The sequence below is a fragment of the Polaromonas sp. P1_E11 genome (genome assembly GCF_056405995.1).
Genome location: NZ_JBFUBA010000005.1, coordinates 83,146 through 104,459, shown reverse-complemented (window position 1 = coordinate 104,459; position 21,314 = coordinate 83,146). Strand labels below are relative to the sequence as shown.

At 62.3% G+C, this 21,314-nt stretch carries 23 protein-coding genes; 2 read left to right on the top strand and 21 right to left on the bottom strand.

Annotated elements, in window-relative coordinates; genetic code table 11:
- Positions 1 to 20 precede the first annotated feature (20 nt).
- The 8 genes from AC1D11_RS17705 to argS all read right to left on the bottom strand — a co-directional run bounded on the left by AC1D11_RS17705 (position 21) and on the right by argS (position 8,293).
- Complete coding sequence (locus AC1D11_RS17705) at positions 21 to 440, bottom strand: putative toxin-antitoxin system toxin component, PIN family (RefSeq protein WP_477647193.1); 420 nt, start codon at positions 438 to 440, stop codon at positions 21 to 23.
- Positions 437 to 1,867, bottom strand: a complete 1,431-nt coding sequence (locus AC1D11_RS17700) for a THUMP domain-containing class I SAM-dependent RNA methyltransferase (protein WP_477647192.1) — start codon at positions 1,865 to 1,867, stop codon at positions 437 to 439. The genes AC1D11_RS17705 and AC1D11_RS17700 overlap by 4 nt, the downstream gene beginning before the upstream one ends.
- A gap of 42 nt (positions 1,868 to 1,909) precedes the next feature.
- Positions 1,910 to 3,445: an RNA polymerase factor sigma-54 gene (locus tag AC1D11_RS17695; protein WP_477647191.1), complete on the bottom strand. Its 1,536-nt coding sequence runs from the start codon at positions 3,443 to 3,445 to the stop codon at positions 1,910 to 1,912.
- Positions 3,446 to 3,593: 148 nt separating this feature from the next.
- Positions 3,594 to 4,385 (bottom strand): LPS export ABC transporter ATP-binding protein, encoded by a 792-nt coding sequence (gene lptB / locus AC1D11_RS17690; RefSeq protein WP_477647190.1) that lies wholly within the window; start codon positions 4,383 to 4,385, stop codon positions 3,594 to 3,596.
- 14 nt (positions 4,386 to 4,399) lie between these two features.
- Positions 4,400 to 5,026, bottom strand: a complete 627-nt coding sequence (gene lptA / locus AC1D11_RS17685; protein ID WP_477647189.1) for a lipopolysaccharide transport periplasmic protein LptA — start codon at positions 5,024 to 5,026, stop codon at positions 4,400 to 4,402.
- A 158-nt stretch (positions 5,027 to 5,184) separates the two neighbouring features.
- The gene (locus AC1D11_RS17680; RefSeq protein WP_477647188.1) at positions 5,185 to 5,847 is read right to left on the bottom strand and encodes a thiol:disulfide interchange protein DsbA/DsbL; all 663 of its coding nucleotides are present in this window, start codon (positions 5,845 to 5,847) and stop codon (positions 5,185 to 5,187) included.
- Between the two features lie 82 nt (positions 5,848 to 5,929).
- Entirely contained in the window at positions 5,930 to 6,565 is a 636-nt protein-coding gene (locus tag AC1D11_RS17675; RefSeq protein WP_477647187.1) for an SPOR domain-containing protein, read from the bottom strand.
- Positions 6,566 to 6,607: 42 nt separating this feature from the next.
- Positions 6,608 to 8,293 (bottom strand): arginine--tRNA ligase, encoded by a 1,686-nt coding sequence (gene argS, locus AC1D11_RS17670; RefSeq protein ID WP_477647186.1) that lies wholly within the window; start codon positions 8,291 to 8,293, stop codon positions 6,608 to 6,610.
- Between the two features lie 135 nt (positions 8,294 to 8,428).
- Here argS and AC1D11_RS17665 point away from each other — a divergent pair, with 135 nt between their 5' ends.
- A complete protein-coding gene (locus AC1D11_RS17665) occupies positions 8,429 to 8,725 on the top strand; it encodes a PsiF family protein (RefSeq protein ID WP_348047291.1) in 297 nt (98 codons plus the stop codon).
- A gap of 148 nt (positions 8,726 to 8,873) precedes the next feature.
- Here AC1D11_RS17665 and AC1D11_RS17660 read toward each other — a convergent pair whose 3' ends face one another.
- Positions 8,874 to 9,794 carry an HTH-type transcriptional regulator ArgP gene (locus AC1D11_RS17660; protein ID WP_477647185.1) on the bottom strand — a complete coding sequence of 307 codons (921 nt, stop codon included), beginning with the start codon at positions 9,792 to 9,794 and terminating at the stop codon, positions 8,874 to 8,876.
- Between the two features lie 96 nt (positions 9,795 to 9,890).
- On the opposite strand from AC1D11_RS17660, the gene AC1D11_RS17655 reads away from it, so the two are divergent.
- A complete protein-coding gene (locus tag AC1D11_RS17655) occupies positions 9,891 to 10,532 on the top strand; it encodes a LysE/ArgO family amino acid transporter (RefSeq protein WP_477647184.1) in 642 nt (213 codons plus the stop codon).
- Between the two features lie 25 nt (positions 10,533 to 10,557).
- On the opposite strand, the gene AC1D11_RS17650 is transcribed toward AC1D11_RS17655, so the two are convergent.
- From AC1D11_RS17650 to AC1D11_RS17595, 12 genes are all read right to left on the bottom strand, one after another.
- Positions 10,558 to 11,007: a DUF2214 family protein gene (locus AC1D11_RS17650; protein ID WP_477647183.1), complete on the bottom strand. Its 450-nt coding sequence runs from the start codon at positions 11,005 to 11,007 to the stop codon at positions 10,558 to 10,560.
- Between the two features lie 18 nt (positions 11,008 to 11,025).
- A complete protein-coding gene (locus AC1D11_RS17645; RefSeq protein ID WP_477647182.1) occupies positions 11,026 to 11,967 on the bottom strand; it encodes a LysR family transcriptional regulator in 942 nt (313 codons plus the stop codon).
- A 101-nt stretch (positions 11,968 to 12,068) separates the two neighbouring features.
- A complete protein-coding gene (locus AC1D11_RS17640) occupies positions 12,069 to 12,902 on the bottom strand; it encodes a shikimate dehydrogenase family protein (protein ID WP_477647181.1) in 834 nt (277 codons plus the stop codon).
- Positions 12,903 to 12,999: 97 nt separating this feature from the next.
- Positions 13,000 to 13,788 carry an SDR family oxidoreductase gene (locus tag AC1D11_RS17635; protein WP_477647180.1) on the bottom strand — a complete coding sequence of 263 codons (789 nt, stop codon included), beginning with the start codon at positions 13,786 to 13,788 and terminating at the stop codon, positions 13,000 to 13,002.
- Between the two features lie 21 nt (positions 13,789 to 13,809).
- On the bottom strand, positions 13,810 to 14,259 hold the full coding sequence (gene aroQ, locus AC1D11_RS17630; RefSeq protein WP_477647179.1) for a type II 3-dehydroquinate dehydratase: 450 nt from the start codon (positions 14,257 to 14,259) through the stop codon (positions 13,810 to 13,812).
- 69 nt (positions 14,260 to 14,328) lie between these two features.
- Complete coding sequence (locus AC1D11_RS17625) at positions 14,329 to 15,381, bottom strand: Gfo/Idh/MocA family protein (protein WP_477647178.1); 1,053 nt, start codon at positions 15,379 to 15,381, stop codon at positions 14,329 to 14,331.
- An 81-nt stretch (positions 15,382 to 15,462) separates the two neighbouring features.
- Positions 15,463 to 16,470: a TRAP transporter substrate-binding protein gene (locus AC1D11_RS17620; protein WP_477647177.1), complete on the bottom strand. Its 1,008-nt coding sequence runs from the start codon at positions 16,468 to 16,470 to the stop codon at positions 15,463 to 15,465.
- Between the two features lie 99 nt (positions 16,471 to 16,569).
- Positions 16,570 to 17,853, bottom strand: a complete 1,284-nt coding sequence (locus AC1D11_RS17615; protein ID WP_477647176.1) for a TRAP transporter large permease subunit — start codon at positions 17,851 to 17,853, stop codon at positions 16,570 to 16,572.
- Positions 17,850 to 18,380: a TRAP transporter small permease gene (locus tag AC1D11_RS17610; protein WP_477647175.1), complete on the bottom strand. Its 531-nt coding sequence runs from the start codon at positions 18,378 to 18,380 to the stop codon at positions 17,850 to 17,852. Before AC1D11_RS17610 ends, AC1D11_RS17615 begins: the two co-directional genes overlap by 4 nt.
- Positions 18,381 to 18,530: 150 nt before the next feature.
- The gene (locus tag AC1D11_RS17605; protein WP_477647174.1) at positions 18,531 to 19,229 is read right to left on the bottom strand and encodes a TetR/AcrR family transcriptional regulator; all 699 of its coding nucleotides are present in this window, start codon (positions 19,227 to 19,229) and stop codon (positions 18,531 to 18,533) included.
- A 32-nt stretch (positions 19,230 to 19,261) separates the two neighbouring features.
- A complete protein-coding gene (gene aroE / locus AC1D11_RS17600; RefSeq protein WP_477647173.1) occupies positions 19,262 to 20,083 on the bottom strand; it encodes a shikimate dehydrogenase in 822 nt (273 codons plus the stop codon).
- Positions 20,080 to 21,303, bottom strand: coding sequence for a CaiB/BaiF CoA transferase family protein (locus tag AC1D11_RS17595; RefSeq protein ID WP_477647172.1), 1,224 nt, complete (start codon positions 21,301 to 21,303; stop codon positions 20,080 to 20,082). The genes aroE and AC1D11_RS17595 overlap by 4 nt, the downstream gene beginning before the upstream one ends.
- Positions 21,304 to 21,314: the final 11 nt, after the last annotated feature.

The window sequence follows — 21,314 nt, the reverse complement described above, 5'->3', positions numbered from 1 at the left end:
CATGAACGGTTTGCTATCAATTAAATAGCTGGTTGCGCTCGTACACCCTGGGCCAGGAGCCTTTTTTTCATTGAAAGCACGTGCTGGTCCTTGCTGAGCAGCAAGGCCTTGCCGGCCACCGCCAGGTCGATGAACTTCTGGTCGTCGGCATCGCTGCAGGTGACACCTGCCTTGGCGGCCACCTCTGTCAGGCGAGCATGCCGGTCAAAGGCGGCGAGCACGTCACCGGCGCTTAATCCGTAAAACGCCAGGCGGGGAATGATTTGCGGATAGGCCAGCACGCGCTCAAGTTCGTCGCGCATGGCCTGCGTGGCCAGCCAGTCGAGCTCGCCGGCCTCCAGCGCATTTTTCAGTGGCTGCGCTGCCACGTCATTGAAGACAAACACGTCGAGGACGATGTTGGTGTCCAGCACGACAGGCTGGCGCACTGAGGCCGTCACGCCGCCGGCTCGTTCGGTGGGGTGGGGGTGGCTGCGCCGGGCTTGCCGCGCGCGGAGCCCGCCACCATGTCAAAGCGGAACAGGCGGCATTCGATGGGGCCGTTCCACATCGGCACGCGCCGCGATTCTTTCAGGCGCATCTTGCCCGGCAGTTTGAGGTCGGGCGTGAGCACATGGGCCGTCCAGCCGGCGTAGTTTTTCTTCCAGTGCGCGGCCAGTTGCGGGAAAAAATCGGTCGCTTCTTCGCCCCAGGCGTTTTGCGCCTGCTCGCGGCCGGGGTTGGCCGAGCGGTCGCGCGATGTCTCGAAGGCGGGTTCTTCACGCGTGTCGCCCTGATCACCGCTGTCCCGGTTCAGCGGCTGGCCAAATTCATCGATGGGCTGGTTGCGGTGGTCTTGCCGGCCACGTCCTTCGGCATGTCCTTGCTGGCGGCGCTGGTCGCGCCCCTGCAGGCCGGTGATGCCGGCCACACCTGCCACATCGATCCGTTCGCCGTAAGGCGGGTTCACCAGCATCACGCCCGAAGGCGCAGGCGGCATGCGCTGCAAGGCATCGCCGCCGCGAAATTCCACCGCATTGGCCACGCCCGCGCGCTCGGCATTGCGTTCGGCAAAGTCGACCATGCGGAAAGACACGTCGCTGCCGAACACCTTGGCCGTGGGTTCGGTGATGGCGGCCTCGGCCTGGTCGAGCAGACCGTCCCACACATGGCCCTGGAAAGGCAAGTACTTCTGGAAGGCAAAGCGGCGATTGATGCCGGGCGCGATATTGCAGGCGATCTGCGCCGCTTCAATCGCAATGGTGCCGGAGCCGCAGCAGGGGTCATAAAGCGGCACGCCTTCTTTACAGAGCTGGTCCCAGCCGCTGGCGGCAATCATGGCCGCGGCCAGGGTTTCTTTCAGCGGCGCATCACCCTTGTCTTCACGCCAGCCGCGCTTGAAGAGCGGCTCGCCCGAGGTGTCGATATAAACCGTGACGGTGTCGGTCGTCAGGTGCACGTAGATGCGCACGTCGGGCCAGCGCGTGTCGACGCTGGGCCGCACGTCATCGAACTTGGCGCGAAAACGGTCGGCAATCGCGTCCTTGATCTTCAGCGCCGCGAAGTTCAGGCTTTGCAGCGGGCTGTGCTGGGCGGTGATCTCGACCTTGAAGGTCTGCTTGGGCGTGAACCAGATTTCCCAGGCCACGTTGGCAGCAGCGTTGTAGAGGTCTTGCTCACTGCGGTACTGGTTGTGCTGCAGCTCGATCAGCACGCGCTGCGCCAGCCGGCTGTGCAGGTTGAGCTGCAACGCGTCGCGCCAGGAAGCCTGAAGCTGCACGCCGGCACGCCAGGCTTTGCCGTCAATACCAGTGACACGCTTGACCTCGGTGGCCAGCAGGGTTTCGACGCCTGCGGCGCACGGTAAAAAGAGTTGGAGTTGATTCATGACTGACTTTGAAGGGCGGGGCTGCGCGGCCTGATCGGGCGGCTAGAGTGATTTGCGCAAATTGGCTGGGGCGATGCGCAAGGCTTCGCGGTATTTGGCCACGGTGCGGCGCGCGCATTCAATGCCCTGTTCCTTCAGCATCTCGGAAATCTGGTTGTCGCTGAGCGGCTTCTTGAGGCTTTCGGACGAGACGAATTGTTTGATGAGCGCGCGCACCGCCGTGCTGGAGGCATTGCCGCCGGTTTCGGTGCCGAGCGCGGAGCCAAAGAAATACTTGAGCTCGAAGGTGCCGAAGGGCGTACCCATGTACTTGGCCGTGGTCACGCGCGAGATGGTGGACTCATGCAGCCCCAGCTCGTCGGCGATTTCGCGCAGCACCAGCGGGCGCATGGCGAGCTCGCCGTGCGTGAAGAAGTTTTTCTGCCGCTCCACAATCGCGCTGCTCACGCGCAGGATGGTGTCAAAGCGCTGCTGGATGTTCTTGATGAACCAGCGGGCCTCTTGCAGGCGCTGCTGCAGCGCCTGGCCGCCCTGGCCCTTGTGCTGCTTGAGGGCATTGGCGTAAATGTCGTGCACGCGCAGGCGCGGCATCACGTCGCCATTGAGCGAAACCTTGAAGCCGCGGCCCGATTTGATGACGATGACGTCGGGCACGATCAGGTTGCGCTCCACGTTCACAAAGCGGCGCCCGGGCTTGGGGTCGAGCCGGCCAATCACCGTGATGGCGCCCTTGATGGCGGCTTCGGTGAACCCACACAGGTGCGACAGGCGCTTGACGTCGCGCTTGGCCAGCAGCTCCATCGGTTGCTTGCACATGGCAATGGCTGCGCGGGTTTCTTCGCAGTCCTTGCAGTCCAGCAGCTGCAGGCTCAGGCATTCCGCCAGGTTGCGCGCACCGACTCCGGCAGGCTCCATGTGGTGCAGCAGCTTGAGCGCCATCGCAAAACGCTGCTCCAGCTCTTCCGCCTGCGCCATGTCATCTTTTGCTAGACCGGCCGCGAGCGACGCCAGGCTGTCTTCAAGGTAGCCGTCGTCGTTGAGCGATTCAATGAGGAAGTGCAGCGCGGCACGGTCCTCCTCCGACAGGCGCAAGCTCAGCGATTGCCGGTGCAGGTGGTCCTGCAGCGACTCATGGCTGCCCGTGAGGTCGGAGGCCTCGGCTTCGCTCTCTTCATTGTTGTTCTTGCGCGGCGGTGCGTCGCTTCCCCACTCGCTGTCGTCAGGTGTGGTTTCTACCGAGCCATCGCCTTCCCAGCTTTCCTCGAGCTTGGGCTCCGCGCTGACTTCTGCGTCGTTGGGGGTTGCGGCGCTTGTCTCGTCTGCGCCGCCAGCTATCGAATCCGTAGCAGATTCAAACTCGCGGCTGTCCTGGCTGACCGGCGTGTTGATGTGCTCCAGTCCAAATTCTTCGCGCACCGCCGTCTCTTCCGACACTTCCAGAAACGGGTTTTCGTCGAGCATCTGCTCGACCTCCTGGCTCAGCTCGAGCGTCGACAGCTGCAACAGCCGGATCGACTGCTGCAGCTGGGGCGTCAGCGCAAGATGCTGCGAGACGCGGAGTGACAGACCTTGTTTCACTGGAGGTTTAACTTGGCTCGTTGATAAAAGAGCGGAAAGAATTTTTCAAGCCGGGGCCGCGGATCTGGCTTTGCCAGGCCGCAGGCGTCGCCCCCTCGAGGGGGGCGGGAGCTACACGAAGTGAGCGACAACAGGGGGGAACCATGTTCTACATCTTGAAGTGCTCGCCCAGGTAGACGCGGCGCACATCGGCGTTGTTCACGATCTCGGACGGTGTGCCTTGCGCCAGCACATGGCCGTCGCTGATGATGTAGGCGTGGTCGCAAATACCCAGTGTTTCACGCACGTTGTGGTCCGTGATCAGCACGCCGATGCCACGCGATTTGAGGAAGCCGATGATGCGCTGGATTTCGATCACGGCAATCGGGTCGATACCGGCAAAGGGCTCATCCAGCAGGATGAAGCGCGGCTGGGTTGCCAGCGCCCGCGCGATTTCGACCCGGCGGCGTTCACCGCCCGAGAGCGCCGGTGCCGGTGAGTTGCGCAAATGATCTACCCGCAAATCCTGCAGCAGGGCGTCGAGCCGCGACTCGATGTCTGCGCGCCCCAGCGGTTTTCCGGTTTTGCCGAGTTGCAACTCCAGTACGGCACGCACGTTTTCTTCCACCGTGAGCTTGCGGAAAATCGACGCTTCCTGCGGCAGGTAGCTCAGGCCCAGGCGGGCACGCAGGTGAATCGGCATGTGCTCGACCGATTCGCCGTCGATGGAAATTTCGCCTGCATCGGCGCGCACCAGGCCCACGATCATGTAGAACGAGGTCGTTTTGCCCGCGCCGTTGGGGCCCAGCAGGCCCACGACTTCGCCTTTTTGCACGGACAGCGAAACGTCCTGCACCACCTTGCGGCTGCCGTACGATTTTTGCAGACCTTGCGCAACAAGGCGGCTGGGGGTCAGGGCAGGAGCGGCGGGGGCCGCTGAAGTGTCAGTCACCACATCCATCTGTGCAGTTCTTTCTAGTTCTTTTCATTGCCCAGCGTCGTGCTGGGGCGCAGAACCGGGGCGGGGCCTGCGGGCGGCGCCGCGACGGGTGCCGAGGCTGTCGCGCGGGGTGACAGCATGGCGCGAACCCGCCCCGTGGGGTTGCTGGCCGTACGGTTTTGCGCGCCCCCATCCACGGTGAAGACATCGGTGTTGTTGTCGTAAACAATCAGGCTGCCAGTGGTTTCGTCCACCAGGGTGGCGCCGTTGTAGCGGCGCACCACCGCCCGCTTGATGAACTTCACCAGGTCGGCACGGCTGTCATATTCAATGCGTTCGCCTTCGCCTTCGATGTATTCGTCTACGCCGTCACGCTTTTTCCGGTAAAACGCCAGTTTGCCGGGCGCCGCGATGGACACCGCCTGCTGGTAGCCTTCGGGATCCTGCATGACGTCAACGCGCTCGCCGCGCACGATGGTCGTGCCCTTGGTGATCACCACATTGCCGGTAAAAACGCTGGTTTGCTTCAGGTCGTCATAACGCAGGGCATCTGCTTCCGCGTTCATGGGCTTGTCCCGATCAGCTTTTTCGGCAGCGGCCGGGAAAGCCGACCCCAGCGCCAGGATGACCGGCAGGATGAGGGAAAAAATGGGGTGTTTCATAAGGCACGAATCTTGCTGCTTGGTGTTGGGTCATTGTAGCCATGCCAGCTGCGGGAATGGCTTACTCCGAAAAAGTAGGGGCATAAAAGCCATAAAAAAACCCGCCGTGCAAAGGGCGGGTTTTCGAAAGGCAGGCGCCGGCCTGGCTTTGCCGGGCCTTACTTTTTGGCGTTACGGGTCTGTCCAACCAGGTAATCGGTGACCTGCAGCGCCCGTGCCATGGTCTGGGTCAGGGAGCCTGTGGTGTAGTAACGCCCTGCGATACCCAGTGCGGGAACGCCGTCAACCTTGTACAGGTCCTGAAGTTGCGTCGCTTTGCGTGCTTTGGTCGTCACCGAAAAGGAGTTGTACATCTCCGCAAACTTGGCCTTGTTGAGGCCCTGTTTTTCAGCCCAGGCAATCACCGCATCGGCGGTATTGAGCGGCTGTTTTTCTACGTGAATGGCGTTAAACACCTTTTTATGCAGTTCTTCGACCTTGCCCATGGCTTCGAGCACGTAATAAAGGCGCTGCTGGGGTTCAAAGTCCGGACGGAAGGACACGGGTACGCGCCTGAGCGTGACGTCTTTCGGCAACTGCTTGGCCCAGGCTTCGAGCTGGGGCTCAAAGGCGTGGCAGTGCGGGCAGCTGTACCAGAAGAACTCCACGACTTCAATCCGGCCTGCGGGTGCCTCGGTCGGAACGGGCTTGTCCAGCGTCAGGTAATCAACCCCTTCCTTGAAGGCATTGGCCTGGGCGTGTGCCGCGGTAGACAGCGTCGTGCCGCCCAAGGTAGCAGCAGCCATGGAGGCGGCGGAAAGCGAAAACTCACGGCGTTGCATCAAATTTTTCTCCTGAATGACGGTAATACTCGTACGGGTTGGTACAGCGGCCGCTGAAAAAGTTCAGTCGTCCGGCAAAGTGTCAGCGCTGGACCCTGACCAGGGCCGTTTCTATCGAGTTGTTGTCCAGACGCTCCTTGGCTTTGTCGGCGTCTTCCTTTTTGTCGAAAGGCCCGAGGCGCACGCGGTAGACGGTGCGGCCGGCCTGCTCACGTTCCGTTACTTTGGCCTGCATGCCCAGCAGCAATAGCTTGGCGCGTTGCTGTTCGGCGTCTTCCGGCGTGCGAAAGGCACCGGCCTGAATGAAATAGCTGAAGGGATCCGCTCCCGGACCGGACGACAGGCCTTCGACCTTGGCCTTTGCCAGATCGCCCAGCGGATCGACAGGCGCTGCTGGCTTGGCCACTTTGGCCGGCGCCGAAGCGGCGGCCTTGGGTGCGGGCCCGGCGGAGGGGTCAGGTACCGGAGCACCAGGCACTTCAACCGCAGCCGGAGGCGGCGGCTTGGGCTGGTTCTTGCCGGCCAGCGGGGCGTTCGGGTTCCAGTCCTTGTTTTTCTTGGCTTCCGCAGCGTCGCTGTCGGGGTTGCGTGCCTGGCTCTTGTTCATGAATGGAACCGGCACCTTGGTGATGTAAACCGCCACCGCCAGCGCCGCGCCCAATCCGATCAGCGCGCCAATGATCAACCCCAGCAGGGTTCCGCCTCGTTGTGTATTCATACCTTGCCCACGTTCATTGCCTTGTCCTGAAATTCGCATGGTTTACATCTTGCGCGGGGCGCTCACGCCCAGCACTGCGAGGCCATTGTGCAACACCTGCGCAGTCGCGGCGACGAGTGCCAGACGTGCCTGCTTGACGGCCTCGTCGTCCACCAGGATGCGCTCGGCATCGTAATAGCTGTGATAACTGGCCGCCAGCTCGCGCAGGTAAAAAGCTACATCGTGCGGTGCCAGGCCGTCGGCCGCATTCGCAAGCATGTCAGGGTACTTGGCGAGCAGCAGCATGAGTGCCTGGGCCTGCGGGCTGTCGAGTGCCGACAGGTCCACGGATTTCAGCTTCGCTTCGTCGCCGCCCTGGCCGGCCCAGATGGTGAGAATGGAGCAGATGCGCGCGTGCGCCATCTGCACGTAATACACCGGATTGTCATTGCTCTGTGCTAGCGCCAGGTCAATATCGAACAGGAACTCCGTGTCCGGCTTGCGGCTGAGCAAAAAGAAGCGCACGGCGTCCGCGCTGGTCCATTCGATCAGGTCGCGCAGCGTGACGTAGCTGCCGGCGCGCTTGGAAATCTTGACCTCTTCGCCATTGCGCACCACGCGCACCATGGTGTGCAGGACGTAGTCGGGGTAGCCCTGCGGAATGCCTTCGCTGGCGGCCTGCAGCCCGGCGCGCACGCGGGCGATGGTGCCGTGGTGGTCCATGCCCTGGATGTTGATGGCCTTGCCGAAGCCCCGCTCCCATTTGGCGAGGTGATAGGCCACGTCCGGCACAAAGTAGGTATAGCTGCCGTCGCTCTTTTTCATCACGCGGTCTTTGTCATCACCGTAATCAGTCGACTTCAGCCACAGCGCGCCGTCCTGCTCGTAGGTCTTGCCGGCTTCTTTCAGTTTGGCCACCGCGCTATCGACGCGGCCCGAACTGTACAGGCTGGACTCAAGGTAATAGTTGTCGAACCTGACCGAGAAAGCCTTGAGGTCCAGGTCCTGCTCATGGCGCAGGTAAGCCACGGCGAACTGGCGGATCGAGTCGATGTCTTCCACATCGCCGGAAGCGGTGTATTCGCGGTCGTCTGATTTGACGGTCTTTTTGGCCAGGAAGTCAGCCGCGATGTCGGCGATGTAGTCGCCGTTGTAGGCCGATTCGGGCCAGCCGGCATCGCCGGGCTTGATGCCTTTGGCGCGCGCCTGCGTGCTGGTAGCCAGGGTCTGGATCTGCACGCCTGCGTCGTTGTAATAGAACTCGCGCCAGACCTTGGCTCCTTGCGTGGCAAAAAGGTTGCAGATGGCATCGCCGAGCGCGGCCTGCCGGCCGTGGCCCACATGCAGAGGGCCGGTCGGGTTGGCCGAGACGAACTCGACGATCATCTTGCGCGCCGGATCGGCCGGCTGCACGCCGAACTGCGCGCCGGCGGCCAGCACTTCGCGCACGGTCTCCTGCTTGGCGGCGGGCTTGAGGCGGATGTTGATGAAACCGGGGCCAGCGATTTCGATGGCGTCTACCCAGCGTTCAAACGCGGGCTTGGTGAGCAGGTTGGCGCGCAGGTTCTCCGCCACCTGGCGTGGGTTGAGTTTGAGCGGCTTGGCCAGCTGCATGGCAGCCGTGCAGGCGAAGTCGCCATGGGCCGCCACTTTGGGGGATTCAAAGGCAGCTTTGTCGCCTGCGCCGGGGGAAAGTTCTTCCAGCCCCGCGGCCAGGGCCGCGAGCAGGTCTTTTTTAATCGAGAGCATGGGCTGATTTTACGGTTAAGCCATCTGCCGTTCGGACCCCTCAGATACCCGGTCATCGAATTTGCCCGGCGCGGCGTTATGTGTTGGAATTCCAGCCGGAACTCAAACCTGATTCCCCAACCCAATGGAGCCACCATGAAAAAGCTGTTATCCCTGATCGCCGCCGTTTTTGCCGTCTCGATGGCCTTGTCTCCGGTGGCGCACGCCGCGGACGCTCCAGCCAAAACCGCACAGCAAACCAAAATGGGTACCTGCAACAAGGACGCAGAAGGCAAGAAGGGCGATGAGCGCAAGGCATTCATGAAAGAGTGCCTGAGCGCCAAGAAAGAAGCGCCAACGCAGCAAACCAAAATGAAAACCTGCAACGTCGACGCCAAGGGCAAAAAAGGCGACGAACGCAAAGCCTTCATGAAAGAGTGCCTGAGCAAGTAAGCCAGTCGTATCAAGCCGAACCAGCCCGCCATGGAGGTCATGGCGGGCTTTTTTGTGTCAGTGATTTCTTGATGGGTGCTATTGATTTGATAGCTGTTTGCGCCCATCCGCAAAGCGCAAACGGCACTTTTTGCTTATAAATACACCGTCATATCTGTAGCAACTCCCCCTGCGCCGCCTGCTTGACCGCCTGCGTCAATCGCTGCGCCGCAACAGGCTCACGTGCCCAATGCTGCCAGTACAGCCGCACGTCGACCGTGCTGCCCGGCAGCACCTCCTGTAGCGGCAGCTTGCGGGTGCGCGCGGCCAGCAACAGGTCGGGCACCATGCCCCAGCCCATGCCAAGCTCCAGCGCAAGCTCAAACGCATCCACCGCCGGCACGAAGTGGCGCGGGTACAGCGCGTCGCGCAGCCCGAAATGCTGTTCGAGAAAAGTGTCCTGCAGCGCGTCCTTGCGGTTGAAGATCACGGCAGGGCTGGCCAGCAGGCGATGGGCCAGCCGGTTCGGTGCGGCCTTGCCACCCGCTGCGGGCTCGCCCCACTGCGCCACCAGCGCGGGCGAGGCCATGCAGCGGTAACGCATCACGCCCAGTGGTTCAGCCACGCAGCCCCGCATGGCCTGCGCCAATGCAGTCACGCAGCCCGTGACATCTCCGCTTTTCAGGGCTTCGTGGGTGTGGTCCTGGTCGTCCACCACGGCATCGAGCAGCAGGCCGTGAGCGTGCAAGGCAGAGGCCACGCCCGGCAAGAACCACGTGCTCAGGGAGTCGGCGTTCACCGCCACGCTGAGGCTTTGCAGGGGCGCGGGCTTTCCCCCGCCCTGCAGCCCGGCCAGCAAGTCGCCTTCCATGAGGCGAACCTGCCGGGTGTGCCCGAGCAAAGCCTGGCCGGCCGGCGTGGCGCGTACCTGTTTGCCGCGCAGCAGGAGCCGCTGCCCCAGCGTGTTTTCAAGTGATTTGATGCGCAGGGACACGGCAGCCAGCGTCAGGCTCAGGGCCTTGGCGGCTTCGCCGAAACTGCCGTGCTCGATCACGGCGGCCAATGCTTCAAGTTGTCGGGCATCGAGCATATTGTTAGGCGCCTGCTAAATCAATTAATAATTGACTAAAGTTAATTTTAGTTAATCCTATTTAACTATTATGGGCCTTGGCACACACTTGCGGCCATGAACCCGCTCACCGCCCCCGCCTTCCTGACCGGCATGGTCCTCTGCCTCTCGCTCATCATGGCCATAGGCCCGCAGAACGCCCACGTGATCCGCATGGGCCTGCTGCGCCAGCATCTCTGGCTCACCGTCGCCGTCTGCGTGCTGACCGATGTGGCCCTGATCGCCGCAGGCGTTGCAGGCCTCGCGCAACTGGGCGGTCTTTCCGACAAGCTGCTGGGTGCCATGACCGGCGCGGGCGCGCTGGTGCTGCTGGTGTATGGCGCCCAGGCGATGCGGCGCTTTCTGCAGCCTGCGCACGCGTCTGCCCAGAGCCCCGATATGGCCGGCGCAGAGGCCATGCCGCGCCGCAAGGCCATCGGGCTGGCACTGGCGCTGTCGTGGCTCAACCCCCATGCCTGGCTGGACACGGCCGTGGTCATCGGCACCGCATCACTGGCTTACGCCCGGCCGGACAACGCCGTGTTCGGCCTGGGCGCCATCACGGGTTCATTGCTGTGGTTTACCGGCCTGGGGGTGGCGCTGTGGTGCGTGGGGCGAAGGCTCAACACGCCGGCCATATGGCGCGCCATGGACCTATTGGTGGCGCTGATGATGTGGGGCACCACCTTCTGGCTGGTGCGCGGCCTGTTTTCAGCCTGACGCCAGCTGCAGCACGGGCGTGCGCCTAACCAAAGCCACGGGCCAGAAAGACGGCGGCCAGCGGAATGAACGGGAGTATGTGCGCCTGCACCATCACCAGCCGCCGCGCTTGTTTGACTTCCAGCGCATCGGGCAGGGCGCCGTTGGCGCGCAGCTCGCGGCGCCAGCGCAAAAACATCATGGTCGGCTTGATGGAAATCAGCCCGATCGCCAGGAACATGACGAGCTTGACGTACAGCAAGGGGTTGTGGGCGTACCAGGCCGCGCCCTTGCTGCCCAGAAACACGCGCGCCAGGCCGGTCAGGAACACCGCGCCGGCCGAGATGCCGTAGACCATGTCGATCTTGCCGAGCCTCTCGATCACGGCGGCGTTCAGCCACTCGGTGCGGCACAGCGCCGCCTCACTCGCCAGAAAAACCACCATGGTGAGAATCGCCAGCAGGTGGGCATAGGCCAAAAGAGATTCGAGAACCATCGTCGGGATCCTTTCCAGTCAGGGTTTTGTGGTGGTGTTGGTGGTGGCGGCTGGCGACGAGCACCAGAACTCCGGTTGGCTGTAATGGTGCTTCAGAAAATCCAGCCATAGGCGAACCCGCAGCGGCAAGTGCTTGCGCTGCGGGAACACGGCGTAAATGCCGTTGGGCGGCGCGGCAAAATCCTCCAGCACCGCCACCAGCTGGCCGGCGGCGATCTCCGCCTCGACCTCCCAGGTGCTGCGCCAGGCAATGCCGTAGCCCCCCAGGCACCAGTCATGCAGGACCTGGCCGTCCGAACAGTCGAGCGGCCCGCCCGGCTTGAGGTGGATTACTTCCCCTTCAACCCGAAACGCCCAGCCCCGCGTTTGCGAGGCGTCGCTGGACAGCGTCAGGCAGTCGAATTTCGCCAGCTCGCTGGGGTGCTGGGGCGTGCCGTGGCGGGCCAGGTAGGCCGGCGTGGCGACGCACAGGCGGCGGTTGTCGGCCATACGCACACTCACCAGCGAAGAGTCCGGCATGTCACCGACGCGCACTGCGCAATCAAAACCCTCGCCAGCCAAATCAACCACGCGATCACTCAGGTTCAGCGAGATCGTGACATCGGCGTGCACTTCGCGAAAGCGTGTGACCAGTGGCGCCACATGGCGGCGGCCAAAGCCGGCAGGCGCCGTGATGCGCAAGTGCCCGCTGGCCTTGACGCCGCCGGCCGACACGCTGGCTTCGGCGTTGGCAAAATCAATCAGCAGACGCTGGCAGTCTTCAAGAAAGGCGCTGCCTTCGTGTGTGAGCGTGATGCGCCGGGTGGTGCGCACCAGCAACTTGACGCCCAGCCGGCCTTCCAGCGCATCCAGCCGGCGCCCCATGATGGCCGGCGCCACGCCTTCGGCATTTGCAGCAGCGGTCAGGCTGCCGCGCGTCGCAACCGACACGAAGGATTCAAGCTGCTTGAGTTTGTCCATGCTGGATTATGTCCATGAACGTCTGAAATCAGACGTTTTCAGCATTGATTCCGACACTTCCCACTTCAGGGCGCACATTGCACGCGCCTTCCCGTACTTTTTTAATAACTCAGCCGTGCCACCGACCGCAATACGTCCGGTGTGGTGGTCGGCAGGCCAAAAAATTCCAGGTAGGCCGGGATCTGTTCAAACAGCATGTCGGTCCCCACCTGAACCATACAGCCGCGCGCCTTGGCCGCCGCCAGAAATGCGGTCATCTCCGACTTCATGACCACTTCGCCCACGAAACTGCTGGCGGCGATACGTGAAACGTCCATGGGCAGCGGATCGCCTTCGTTCATGCCCATGGGCGTGGCGTTGACCACCAGGTCGTAACCCGCCGGGTCGTTTGAGCCTGTGAGGAGTTCCAGCGCTGCGTAATGCTGGCGCAGCCGCCCAGCCAGGGCCTGCGCGGAGGCCGCATTGACGTCGCACAACCCCAGCGCGCGCGCGCCGGCCCTGGCCAGCGAAGCTGCGATTGCCGAGCCCACGCCGCCGCTGCCGACGACCAGGGCACGCTTGCCGCGCGGATCAAAGCCCTTGCGCTGCACGCCGCGCACAAAACCTTCCCCATCGAACATGTCGCCCACGAGCTTGCCGTTCGCGTCACGCTTGACGGCATTGCAGGCGCCGGCGATGCGTACCGTGGGTGTGGCTTCGTCCAGCAAGTCGACGGTCGTGACCTTGTGCGGCATGGTGATCAGCGCGCCGCGGAAATTCTCCAGGCAAGACACCGACCTCAGAAAGGCCGGGTAGCCTTCGGCCTTGCAACCCATGGGCACGACCACCGCGTTCACTCCCGCCTGTTCAAAGTAGGGGTTGTAGATCATCGGCGCCTTGAAAGAATGCGTCGGGTAGCCGATGTGGGCGATGAGTTCGGTATGGCCGTTGATCATGGAAGTTCCAGAAATTTGCAGTTAAACCGCTGTTGAAAATAACGCCGAATGATCAGTGCTGACGGTCATTCCCCGGCAACAAAGACGCCTTCGGCGATCAATACAGGCCAGGGGTGCCACCGCCGTCCACAGCGATGGCCGTGCCTTGAATGTGGCGGGCACTCTCCGAACACAGGAATATCGCAAGTGCGGCGACATCCTCGGGTGTACCCAGCCGGCTGAGTCCCTCGCGTGCGATTTGTGCTTGTCGTTCTTCTTCGACGGGCTTTCCACTTGCGGCTGCACGCTGCTGAAACAGCTGCGCTACACGGCCCGTTTCAGTCAACCCCGGAAGAATGGCATTGACGTTGACGCCGTCCCGCTTCCCAAGACCGGACAGGCCCTTGGTGAAGTTGTGCATCGCAGCGTTGACAGATCCACCGATCAGGAAGCCCGGATCGGGCGTACGGGCAGCGCCGCCAATGATGTTGACAACGTGCCCACCCGCAGTTTTCAACATCGGCCAAAACAGGCGGCACAGATTCACGCAGCCGAAGAACTTCAATGCAAAGCCGTCATGCCATGCGTCCTCCGGAAGGTCCAGAAACGCACCGGCGCGCGTGGCACCCGCGGAATTGACCAACACGTCACAGCGCCCAAATTTTTCGGCCACCAGGGTGAACACTGCTTTGCAACCTTCTTCGCCTCGAAGATCCGCAGCGCATATCTCAGGGCGGAGTGCCCCGGTACTGGCAATCGCGTCCGCGGCGGTCTTCAGGTTCCCAATGGACGATGCGGCCAAAACGGTTTGCGCACCGCGTGCGGCAAACGCAGCGGCGATGCCATGGCCAATGCCGCGGCTGGCACCACTTATAACGATGACTTTTCCAGCGAACTCCTGCGACATGGCCGCTCTCTTTCTGATGATTTACGAAACCCTTGCAGCGTTGATCGCCGAAACAGCCGCGCGCAATGCCAGCAGGTAGCTGTCTGCGCCAAAGCCGCAGATCTGCCCCTTGACGATTTCGGCGAACACCGACACATGGCGGAAAGGCTCGCGGGCATGGATGTTGGACATATGCAGCTCGACAACCGGCACGGTGAGGATGGCCAGCGCGTCGCGGATGCCGTAGCTGTAATGCGTCCAGGCACCGGCGTTGATCAGCACGGCGTCGACCTTGTCGGTGAATGCCTGGTGAATCCGTTCGCACATGTCACATTCGCTGTTGGTCTGGAAATGTTCCACCTCGGCGCCGAGCTCCCGGCCCAAAGCCTGCAGGCTGGTGTTGATCTCGTCCAGCGTGATGGTGCCGTACTGCGCCGGGTCGCGTTTGCCGAACATGTTGTGGTTGATGCCGTGAAGCATGAGCACTTTCATGATGATTTCTTTCCTGGTTGTTGATGTTGTTTGTCGTGGTTTGATTTGTATGTGGGAGGGCCGGGCTGCTTAACCAACGGGCAACTCGATCACCTGGCCGGTTTGGGCGGCCTGCGCGATGGCCTCGGTGATGCGCAGGTTCAGCAGGCCGTCGCGGGCACTGACCAGCGGCGGTGCTTCACCACGGATGACGGCGCCGAAGTGCTCCAGCTGGTGCTTGAGTGGATCGTCGCGCACCATGTCAGCCACGCTCTCGTCAAATGGCTTCCACCAGGAACGGTCTTCCGGCCTGGCGTAGGTTTTCAGGCGCATGGTCGGAACCGACAGGCTTCCGTTGGTGCCGGAAATGACGTAACAGTCTTCGTCGCCATAGCTTGGGTAGGCCTTGTTTTCCTGGGAGGTTTGCTCCCAGCTGCGCGCGCAGGCGGCGGTGTCCGACAACATGAAGCTGCCCAGCGCGCCGCTGGCAAAACGCAGATTGATGGTCACCGTGTCTTCCACCGGAAAACCACGCGTGGCGTGAGAGGCAAAGGCCTGCACCGCCACGATGTCGCCGCACAGCATGCGCAGGTTGTGCACCTCATGGATCATGTTCAGCAAGATGGGCCCGCCGCCGATCTCGCGGCGCCAGGGGCCATCGTCGTAGTAGCTGTCGGGCTTGAAGAAGGCGGCACTGCCCATCACCGCGACCAGCTTGCCGAGCTTGCCCGAATCGATAACTTCTTTGGCCTTGGCCATGATGGGGCTGTGCGCGCGATGGTGGCCGATCAGCACCTTGGCGCCGGTTTCAGCGACCGCCTTGACCAACTGCTCACCCTCGGCCAGCGTGGGTGCAATGGGTTTTTCCAGCAGGATGGGAACGCCCGCCTTGATGCACTGCAGGGCCTGCGGCACGTGCAGCTGGTTCGGCGTCGCAAGGATCACGCCATCGGGCCGGTCTCTGGTGAACAGCTCGTCCAGCGATTGGTAGAGGGGTACACCCGCTTTGGCGGCGATGGCCTTTGCTGCCGGCGCAGGATCGACAATGGCCGAAAGGATGCAGGTAGGGCTCTCTTGAGTCACACCCATGTGGGCCAGGCCGATGTAGCCGGCCCCTGCGACAGCGATGCGGATTTTGCTCATGAAGGAAAGATACCCGGAACCGGAATGAAAGAACAGGCCGGCCCGGCGCTCCGGTGCGCCAGGCCGGCCGGGCGTGAAATCCTATTTGCGCAGTTTGGCAAGCTCTGCCTGCAGTGCGCCGACCACATCGGCACCCACGATGGCCGAGTGCTTCTCAATCACGGGCTTCATCTTCTCGCGGAATTTGGCCATTTCTGCGGGGCTGAACTCGCTGACCTGCATGCCGTTCTTCTTCAGGTTTTCGAGCGCAGTGCCGGACTGTTCACGCGAGGCCTTGCGCTGGTACACAGCAGCTTCGGCGGCTGCATCCGAGAAGATTTTTTTCTCATCATTGCTCAGGCTGTCCCACAGTTTTTTGCTGACGATGACGGTTTGCGGGTTGTACTGGTGGTTGGTCACTGCCAGGTACTTCTGCACTTCGTACAACTTGTTTGCATTGATGACCGTGAACGGGTTTTCATGGCCGTCAATGGCCTTTTGCTCCATCGCGGCATAGACCTCGGGGAAAGCCATGGGCGTCGGGTTGGCGCCCAGCGCGGTCACCCAGTCGACGTTGATGGCGTTCGGAATCACGCGCAGCTTCAGGCCGACAATGTCGTCCACTTTGGTGATGGGTCGCTTGCTGTTGGTGATGTTGCGAAAACCGAGTTCCCAATAAGCCAGCCCGTGAATGTTTTTGGCGTCAAGCCTGGAGAGCATCATTCTCCCGAAAGGACCGTCCACCACGGCATCGGCTTCCTGCGAGCTGGCAAACATGAACGGAAAATCGAAGACGGCAAATTCCTTGGCCTGGCTGGCCAGGATGCCGGAATTCATCACCACCATTTCCAGCGTGCCGCCTTGCAGCGCGGAGATGTTCGGCGCGTCACCGCCCAGCACACCGCCGGGGAAGAGGTTGACCTTGATCTTGCCGCCCGATTTCGCTGCCACGGTTTCAGCGAATTTTTTCATGCCCATCACAATCGGATGGCCGTCCGGGTTTTGCGTAGCAAACTTGACGGTGCGTTCCTTGATGTCCTGGGCCGAGGCCATGCCGAAGGCCGCCAGGGCGACGGTGGCGAGGACGGATTTGATAAAGAGGCGTTTCATGGTTGTCTCCGATTTTTTGAGGGGATGAGGTGTCACGGTACGCTTTGACGTGGCTGCCGGCCGTGGCGTACCCAGCACGCCCGGCAGCGCGGAAAGTTGTCAGCCGCCGTAGAACCAGCGCGCCGGGATGGTGACGATTTGCGGAAAAGCCACCATCAGGAACATGATGGCGAACTGGGCCCACATAAAGGGCAACACGCCCTTGGTGACTTCGTCCATGCTCACCTTGCCCACCCCGGCCACCGTGTTCAGCACCGTGCCCACCGGCGGGGTGATCAGCCCGATGGCGTTGTTGATGATGAACAGCACGCCAAAGTACACCGGGTCAATGCCGGCGGCCTTGACGACCGGCATGAGCACCGGCGTCAGCAGCAAGATGGTGGGTGTCATGTCCAGCGCGGTTCCCACCACCATCACCAGCACCATGATGGCCAGCATCAGCAACTTCGGACTGTCCAGAAGCGGCTGCAGCAGGGCAACCACCTGGCCCGGTATCTGTGCCACCGTGATCAGCCAGGCCGACACCATGGCTGCAGCCACCAGGAACATCACGATCGCGCTGGTCTTGGCGGCGCCTACGAACAGCGGGTAGAGCTTCCTGAGCGTGAGTTCCTTGTAAACGAGCACGGAAACCAGCGTTGCGTACACCGCGGCAACCACGGCAGCCTCGGTCGGCGTGAAAATGCCGAACTTCAGGCCGAACACCACAATCAGCGGCAGCACCAGCGCCCAGGTCGACTCCTTCAACGCCACCAGGACTTCTGCACGGCTCTTGCGCGGCGGGGCTTTCACCACTTCCTTGCGCACCAGCCACCACCAGGTGAGCCACAGCGACAACCCCAGCAAGAGACCTGGAAAGATGCCGGCCAGGAATAATTTGGAAATTGACACATTGGCGGCCACACCGAAGATGACAAAGGCGATCGAAGGCGGGATGACCGGCGCGATGATGCCCGCCGATGCAATCAGCCCTGCGGAGCGCGCCTTGTCATGGCCGGCGGCCACCATCATGGGCAGTAAAAGCGACGCCAGCGCAGCCGCATCGGCCACGGCAGAGCCCGACAGTGCAGCCATGATGACTGCCGCCACAATCGTGACATAGCCCAGGCCGCCCTTGATGTGGCCGACCAGGGCCATGGCGAGGTTGACGATGCGGCGCGACAGGCCGCCCGCGTTCATGACTTCTCCGGCGAGCATGAAGAAGGGCACGGCCAGCAGCGGAAAGCTGTCGGCGCCGTTCACGACGTTCTGCGCCAGGATCTGCGCGTCGAACATGTCGAGATGCCACATCAATGCAGCACCACACAGCAGCAGGGAGAACGCGATCGGGATGCCCAGCGCCATGGCGGCCAGCAGTGATCCGAGGAATACAGCGATGGTCATGCCGGACCTCCTTCATGCGGTTGGTCTTCGGATTCCCTGATCATCATCAGCTCACCGTCCCCGGTCTTGCCGCTGAGCAGTCGGACCAGGTCGCGCAGCAGCAACAGGCCGCCGAGCACGGCGAACACCATGCCCGAGCCATAGAACCAGCTCATGGACACTTCCATCACGGCACTGGTGGTGGTCCAGTTGATCTTGACCTGCTCCCACGCACCGCGGAACATCAGCCAGCAGGCAAAAAGCATGAGCAGGTAACTGATGCCGAGGCAAATTTTCTTGCCCCTGGGCCCCAGGCGACCCACCAGCATGTCGGTGCCCAGATGCCCGCGCTCGTTGATCGCCACCACGGCCCCGAGAAAGGTCAGCCAGACGAACAGCCAGCGAGACAGCTCCTCTGACAGATTGATGCCCGAGTTGAAGCCATAGCGCAACACCACGTTGCCGAACACCAGCACCACCATCAGTGCGAGGAACAGCGCAATCACGCCGTCCAGCACCCGGCAAAACCGGTTTATCCATTTGTCCATGTTGTCTCCTTTTTTATGCGTGGCCGCGCGCGGCCGTCCAGCGCCAAGCCTGTTGAGGATTGCCTTAACCCGTAATGTACGAACTAGTTAGTTTTAAACGAATCGGTAGAAACCCGACATGCCCGCCCCCGCCCGGCGGCGATCCGGAACTTATTTGCGCACGAAGCGCACGATCATTTCGATGATGCTGTCGCGCCGCGCCGTCATGGCGCGCCCCGACTGCGTGTCGCTCTTGAAGATCAGCCCGAAGGTGTGCTGGTTGGACACATTGAAAAATGTCAGCGCAGAAATCGACGCATGGATGTCGATCGGGTCCAGGCCGGTGCGAAATATGCCCGCCGCCACGCCGCGCTCGTAAAGCTTGCGGATGGCATCGATGGCCGGCACATTGAGCTGCTGGATGATCTTGCTTTGCGCCAGATAGCTGCCGCGCTCCATGTTTTCGGACATCACCAGCCGGATATAGCCCGGGTTGCTGTGGTGATGGTCGAAGGTAAATCCCACCAGGCGGCGCAGTGCGTATTCCGGCAGTAAATCTTCCAGATGCAGTTCCGCCTCGATGCTGCGCATGCGCCGGTACGACTCCTCCAGCACGGCGAGGTACAAGCCCTCCTTGCTGCCGAAGTAGTAATAGATCATGCGCTTGCTGGTTCGGGTGGCCGCCGCGATCTCGTCGATGCGCGCGCCGCTCAGGCCCTTCTCGGCGAATTCGGCCGTTGCCACTTCGAGGATGCCGGCCATCGTGCGTGCCGGGTCGTTGGTGCGCGTGGCCGCCTGCACAGCCGGGGCCTTGCTTTTGCGCGCACGCACCTTGGCCGAAGCTGCCTGCGAATGTACTGTTTCGTCCATTCGCGCAGTATAGGGGGCAGGCTGAGGTCATGTCATACCAGCGCAACGGTGATGCGCTCAATCGCAGCGCGTGTATCGGGCCGCACGCCGCGCCACCATGCAAAGGCTTCGGCTGCCTGCTCCACCAGCATGCCCACACCATCGGCCAGCCGCCGGGTGCCCGCGTTTTGCGCCAGGCGCAAAAACGGTGTGAGCCCTTTGCCGTATGCCAGTTCGTAGGCCAGGCACCCAGGGGCGAACACGCTTGCCGGCACCGGCGGCAGTTCGGCGCGCAGGCTTGCCGAGGTGGCATTGAACACCACGTCAAAGGTCTGCCCCGCCAGATCCGGATAGCCGCAGCCGCGGACGTTGGCCTGGGCCGCGCCCATGGCCTGCAGTTCAAGTGCCCTGGCAACCGTGCGGTTGGCAATCACCAGTTCGGCCGGGGCCTGCGCCAGAAAAGGCAGCAACGCGCCCCGGGCCGCTCCGCCGGCGCCCAGCAGCAGCACCCGTTTGCCTTGCAGCTGGCAGCCCAGGTTGTGCGTGACGTCGCGCATCAGGCCAACGCCGTCGAAGTTTTCGGCAATCACGCGTGTGCCGTCAAACCTCATGGCATTGGCCGCCCCCGCAAGCTGCGCCCGCTCCGAGCGTTCGGTGGCATAGGCAAAGGCGTCGAGCTTGAATGGCGCGGTAATGTTGATGCCTTTGCCGCCCAGGGCGCGGAAGGCATCAACAGCGCCGGTGAACCCGCCCGGCGGCCCTTCGATGGCCGTGTATTCCATGTCCTGTCCGCAAGCCTGCGCGAACATGCCGTGGATCAGCGGCGATTTGCTGAACCCTATCGGGTTGCCGATGACGGCATAGCGGTCGGTCATGGCTGCACCTCTGCATACAGCACGCCGTCGCGCTCCATCGCCTCAATGTCGACAGCGCTATAACCAACGCTCGCGGCGATCTCGCGGTTGTGTTGGCCCATGCCGGGTGCAACGCAGGCAGGCGAGGTGTCGCACTCCGAAAACCTGAAAGGCAGGTTGGGCAGGCGGATCTTGCCCAGCACCGGGTGGTCCTGCTCAATCACCATGTTGCGCGCCTGAATTTGCGGATCGTTCAGCACTTCCTCGATGTTCTGCACCTTGGCGCAGGGCACGTCAATCGCATCCAGCGCAGCCAGGCACTCGGCCACGGTACGGCCCGCTACCCAGGCTTTCGCCAGGGCCAGTATTTCGGTGCGGTTTTCGTTGCGGCCTGCGGCGCTGTGAAAGCGCGCGTCAAGCGCCAGCGCTTCGCCGCCTATGAGCTGGGCAAAACGCTTCCAGGCGTCGTCGACCTGCGCGGCAATCACGAGGTAACCGTTGCTGGCGGCAAACACGCCGTACAGCGTGCTTTGAGGCATGTCGTGGCCGGTTTGCTGCGGAATTTCCTTGCCGCCCGAGAGGGTGTAACACTGCACCGCATAGTCGTGCATGGACACCAGGCAGTCGTACAGGGACAAGTCAATATGCTGGCCCCTGCCCGACTTGATGCGGCCAAGCAGCGCGGCACATACCGCCGCCACGCCATGGATGCCGGTGTACATGTCGCCCAGTGAAACGCGTAGCAGCGGCGGCACGCCGCCGGGCTCGCCGACCATGGCCATGATGCCGCTCTTGGCCTCGGCAATCAGGCCGAAGCCGGCACGGTGCGCGTCGGGGCCGGTATGGCCATAAGCGGAAATCGAGCAGTACACCAGGCCAGGGTTGCGCCGGGACAGCTCTTCGTAGCCCAGGCCGAGTTTTTTCAATGCGCCGGGGCGGTAGTTCTCGACGAACACGTCAGCTGTGTCGGTGAGCTTGTGCATCATTTCCAGGCCGCGCGGGTCCTTGAGGTTGATGCACAGGCCTTTTTTACCCATGTTCTGCTGCAAAAAATAGCCGCTCTGCCCCTTGATGAAATAAGCGTGGGCGCGTCCCGCATCCCCGTCCTTGGGCCGCTCGACCTTGATGACGTCTGCGCCCATCGCTGCCAGGCAGCGCGACAAATAGGGCCCGGCCAGGAAATGGCTGTAATCGATGACGCGGATGCCCGCCAGCGGCAGCGCCTGTGTAGTTTTATCCATAAAAACCTGAG

Coding starts and splice junctions, on each gene's coding strand:
- AC1D11_RS17700 (WP_477647192.1), bottom strand. CDS start 1,867: ATGAATCAACTCCAACTCTTTTTACCGTGCGCCGCAGGCGTCGAAACC.
- lptB (WP_477647190.1), bottom strand. CDS start 4,385: ATGGATGTGGTGACTGACACTTCAGCGGCCCCCGCCGCTCCTGCCCTG.
- lptA (WP_477647189.1), bottom strand. CDS start 5,026: ATGAAACACCCCATTTTTTCCCTCATCCTGCCGGTCATCCTGGCGCTG.
- AC1D11_RS17680 (WP_477647188.1), bottom strand. CDS start 5,847: ATGCAACGCCGTGAGTTTTCGCTTTCCGCCGCCTCCATGGCTGCTGCT.
- AC1D11_RS17675 (WP_477647187.1), bottom strand. CDS start 6,565: ATGAATACACAACGAGGCGGAACCCTGCTGGGGTTGATCATTGGCGCG.
- argS (WP_477647186.1), bottom strand. CDS start 8,293: ATGCTCTCGATTAAAAAAGACCTGCTCGCGGCCCTGGCCGCGGGGCTG.
- AC1D11_RS17665 (WP_348047291.1), top strand. CDS start 8,429: ATGAAAAAGCTGTTATCCCTGATCGCCGCCGTTTTTGCCGTCTCGATG.
- AC1D11_RS17660 (WP_477647185.1), bottom strand. CDS start 9,794: ATGCTCGATGCCCGACAACTTGAAGCATTGGCCGCCGTGATCGAGCAC.
- AC1D11_RS17655 (WP_477647184.1), top strand. CDS start 9,891: ATGAACCCGCTCACCGCCCCCGCCTTCCTGACCGGCATGGTCCTCTGC.
- AC1D11_RS17650 (WP_477647183.1), bottom strand. CDS start 11,007: ATGGTTCTCGAATCTCTTTTGGCCTATGCCCACCTGCTGGCGATTCTC.
- AC1D11_RS17645 (WP_477647182.1), bottom strand. CDS start 11,967: ATGGACAAACTCAAGCAGCTTGAATCCTTCGTGTCGGTTGCGACGCGC.
- AC1D11_RS17640 (WP_477647181.1), bottom strand. CDS start 12,902: ATGATCAACGGCCATACCGAACTCATCGCCCACATCGGCTACCCGACG.
- AC1D11_RS17635 (WP_477647180.1), bottom strand. CDS start 13,788: ATGTCGCAGGAGTTCGCTGGAAAAGTCATCGTTATAAGTGGTGCCAGC.
- aroQ (WP_477647179.1), bottom strand. CDS start 14,259: ATGAAAGTGCTCATGCTTCACGGCATCAACCACAACATGTTCGGCAAA.
- AC1D11_RS17625 (WP_477647178.1), bottom strand. CDS start 15,381: ATGAGCAAAATCCGCATCGCTGTCGCAGGGGCCGGCTACATCGGCCTG.
- AC1D11_RS17620 (WP_477647177.1), bottom strand. CDS start 16,470: ATGAAACGCCTCTTTATCAAATCCGTCCTCGCCACCGTCGCCCTGGCG.
- AC1D11_RS17615 (WP_477647176.1), bottom strand. CDS start 17,853: ATGACCATCGCTGTATTCCTCGGATCACTGCTGGCCGCCATGGCGCTG.
- AC1D11_RS17610 (WP_477647175.1), bottom strand. CDS start 18,380: ATGGACAAATGGATAAACCGGTTTTGCCGGGTGCTGGACGGCGTGATT.
- AC1D11_RS17605 (WP_477647174.1), bottom strand. CDS start 19,229: ATGGACGAAACAGTACATTCGCAGGCAGCTTCGGCCAAGGTGCGTGCG.
- aroE (WP_477647173.1), bottom strand. CDS start 20,083: ATGACCGACCGCTATGCCGTCATCGGCAACCCGATAGGGTTCAGCAAA.
- AC1D11_RS17595 (WP_477647172.1), bottom strand. CDS start 21,303: ATGGATAAAACTACACAGGCGCTGCCGCTGGCGGGCATCCGCGTCATC.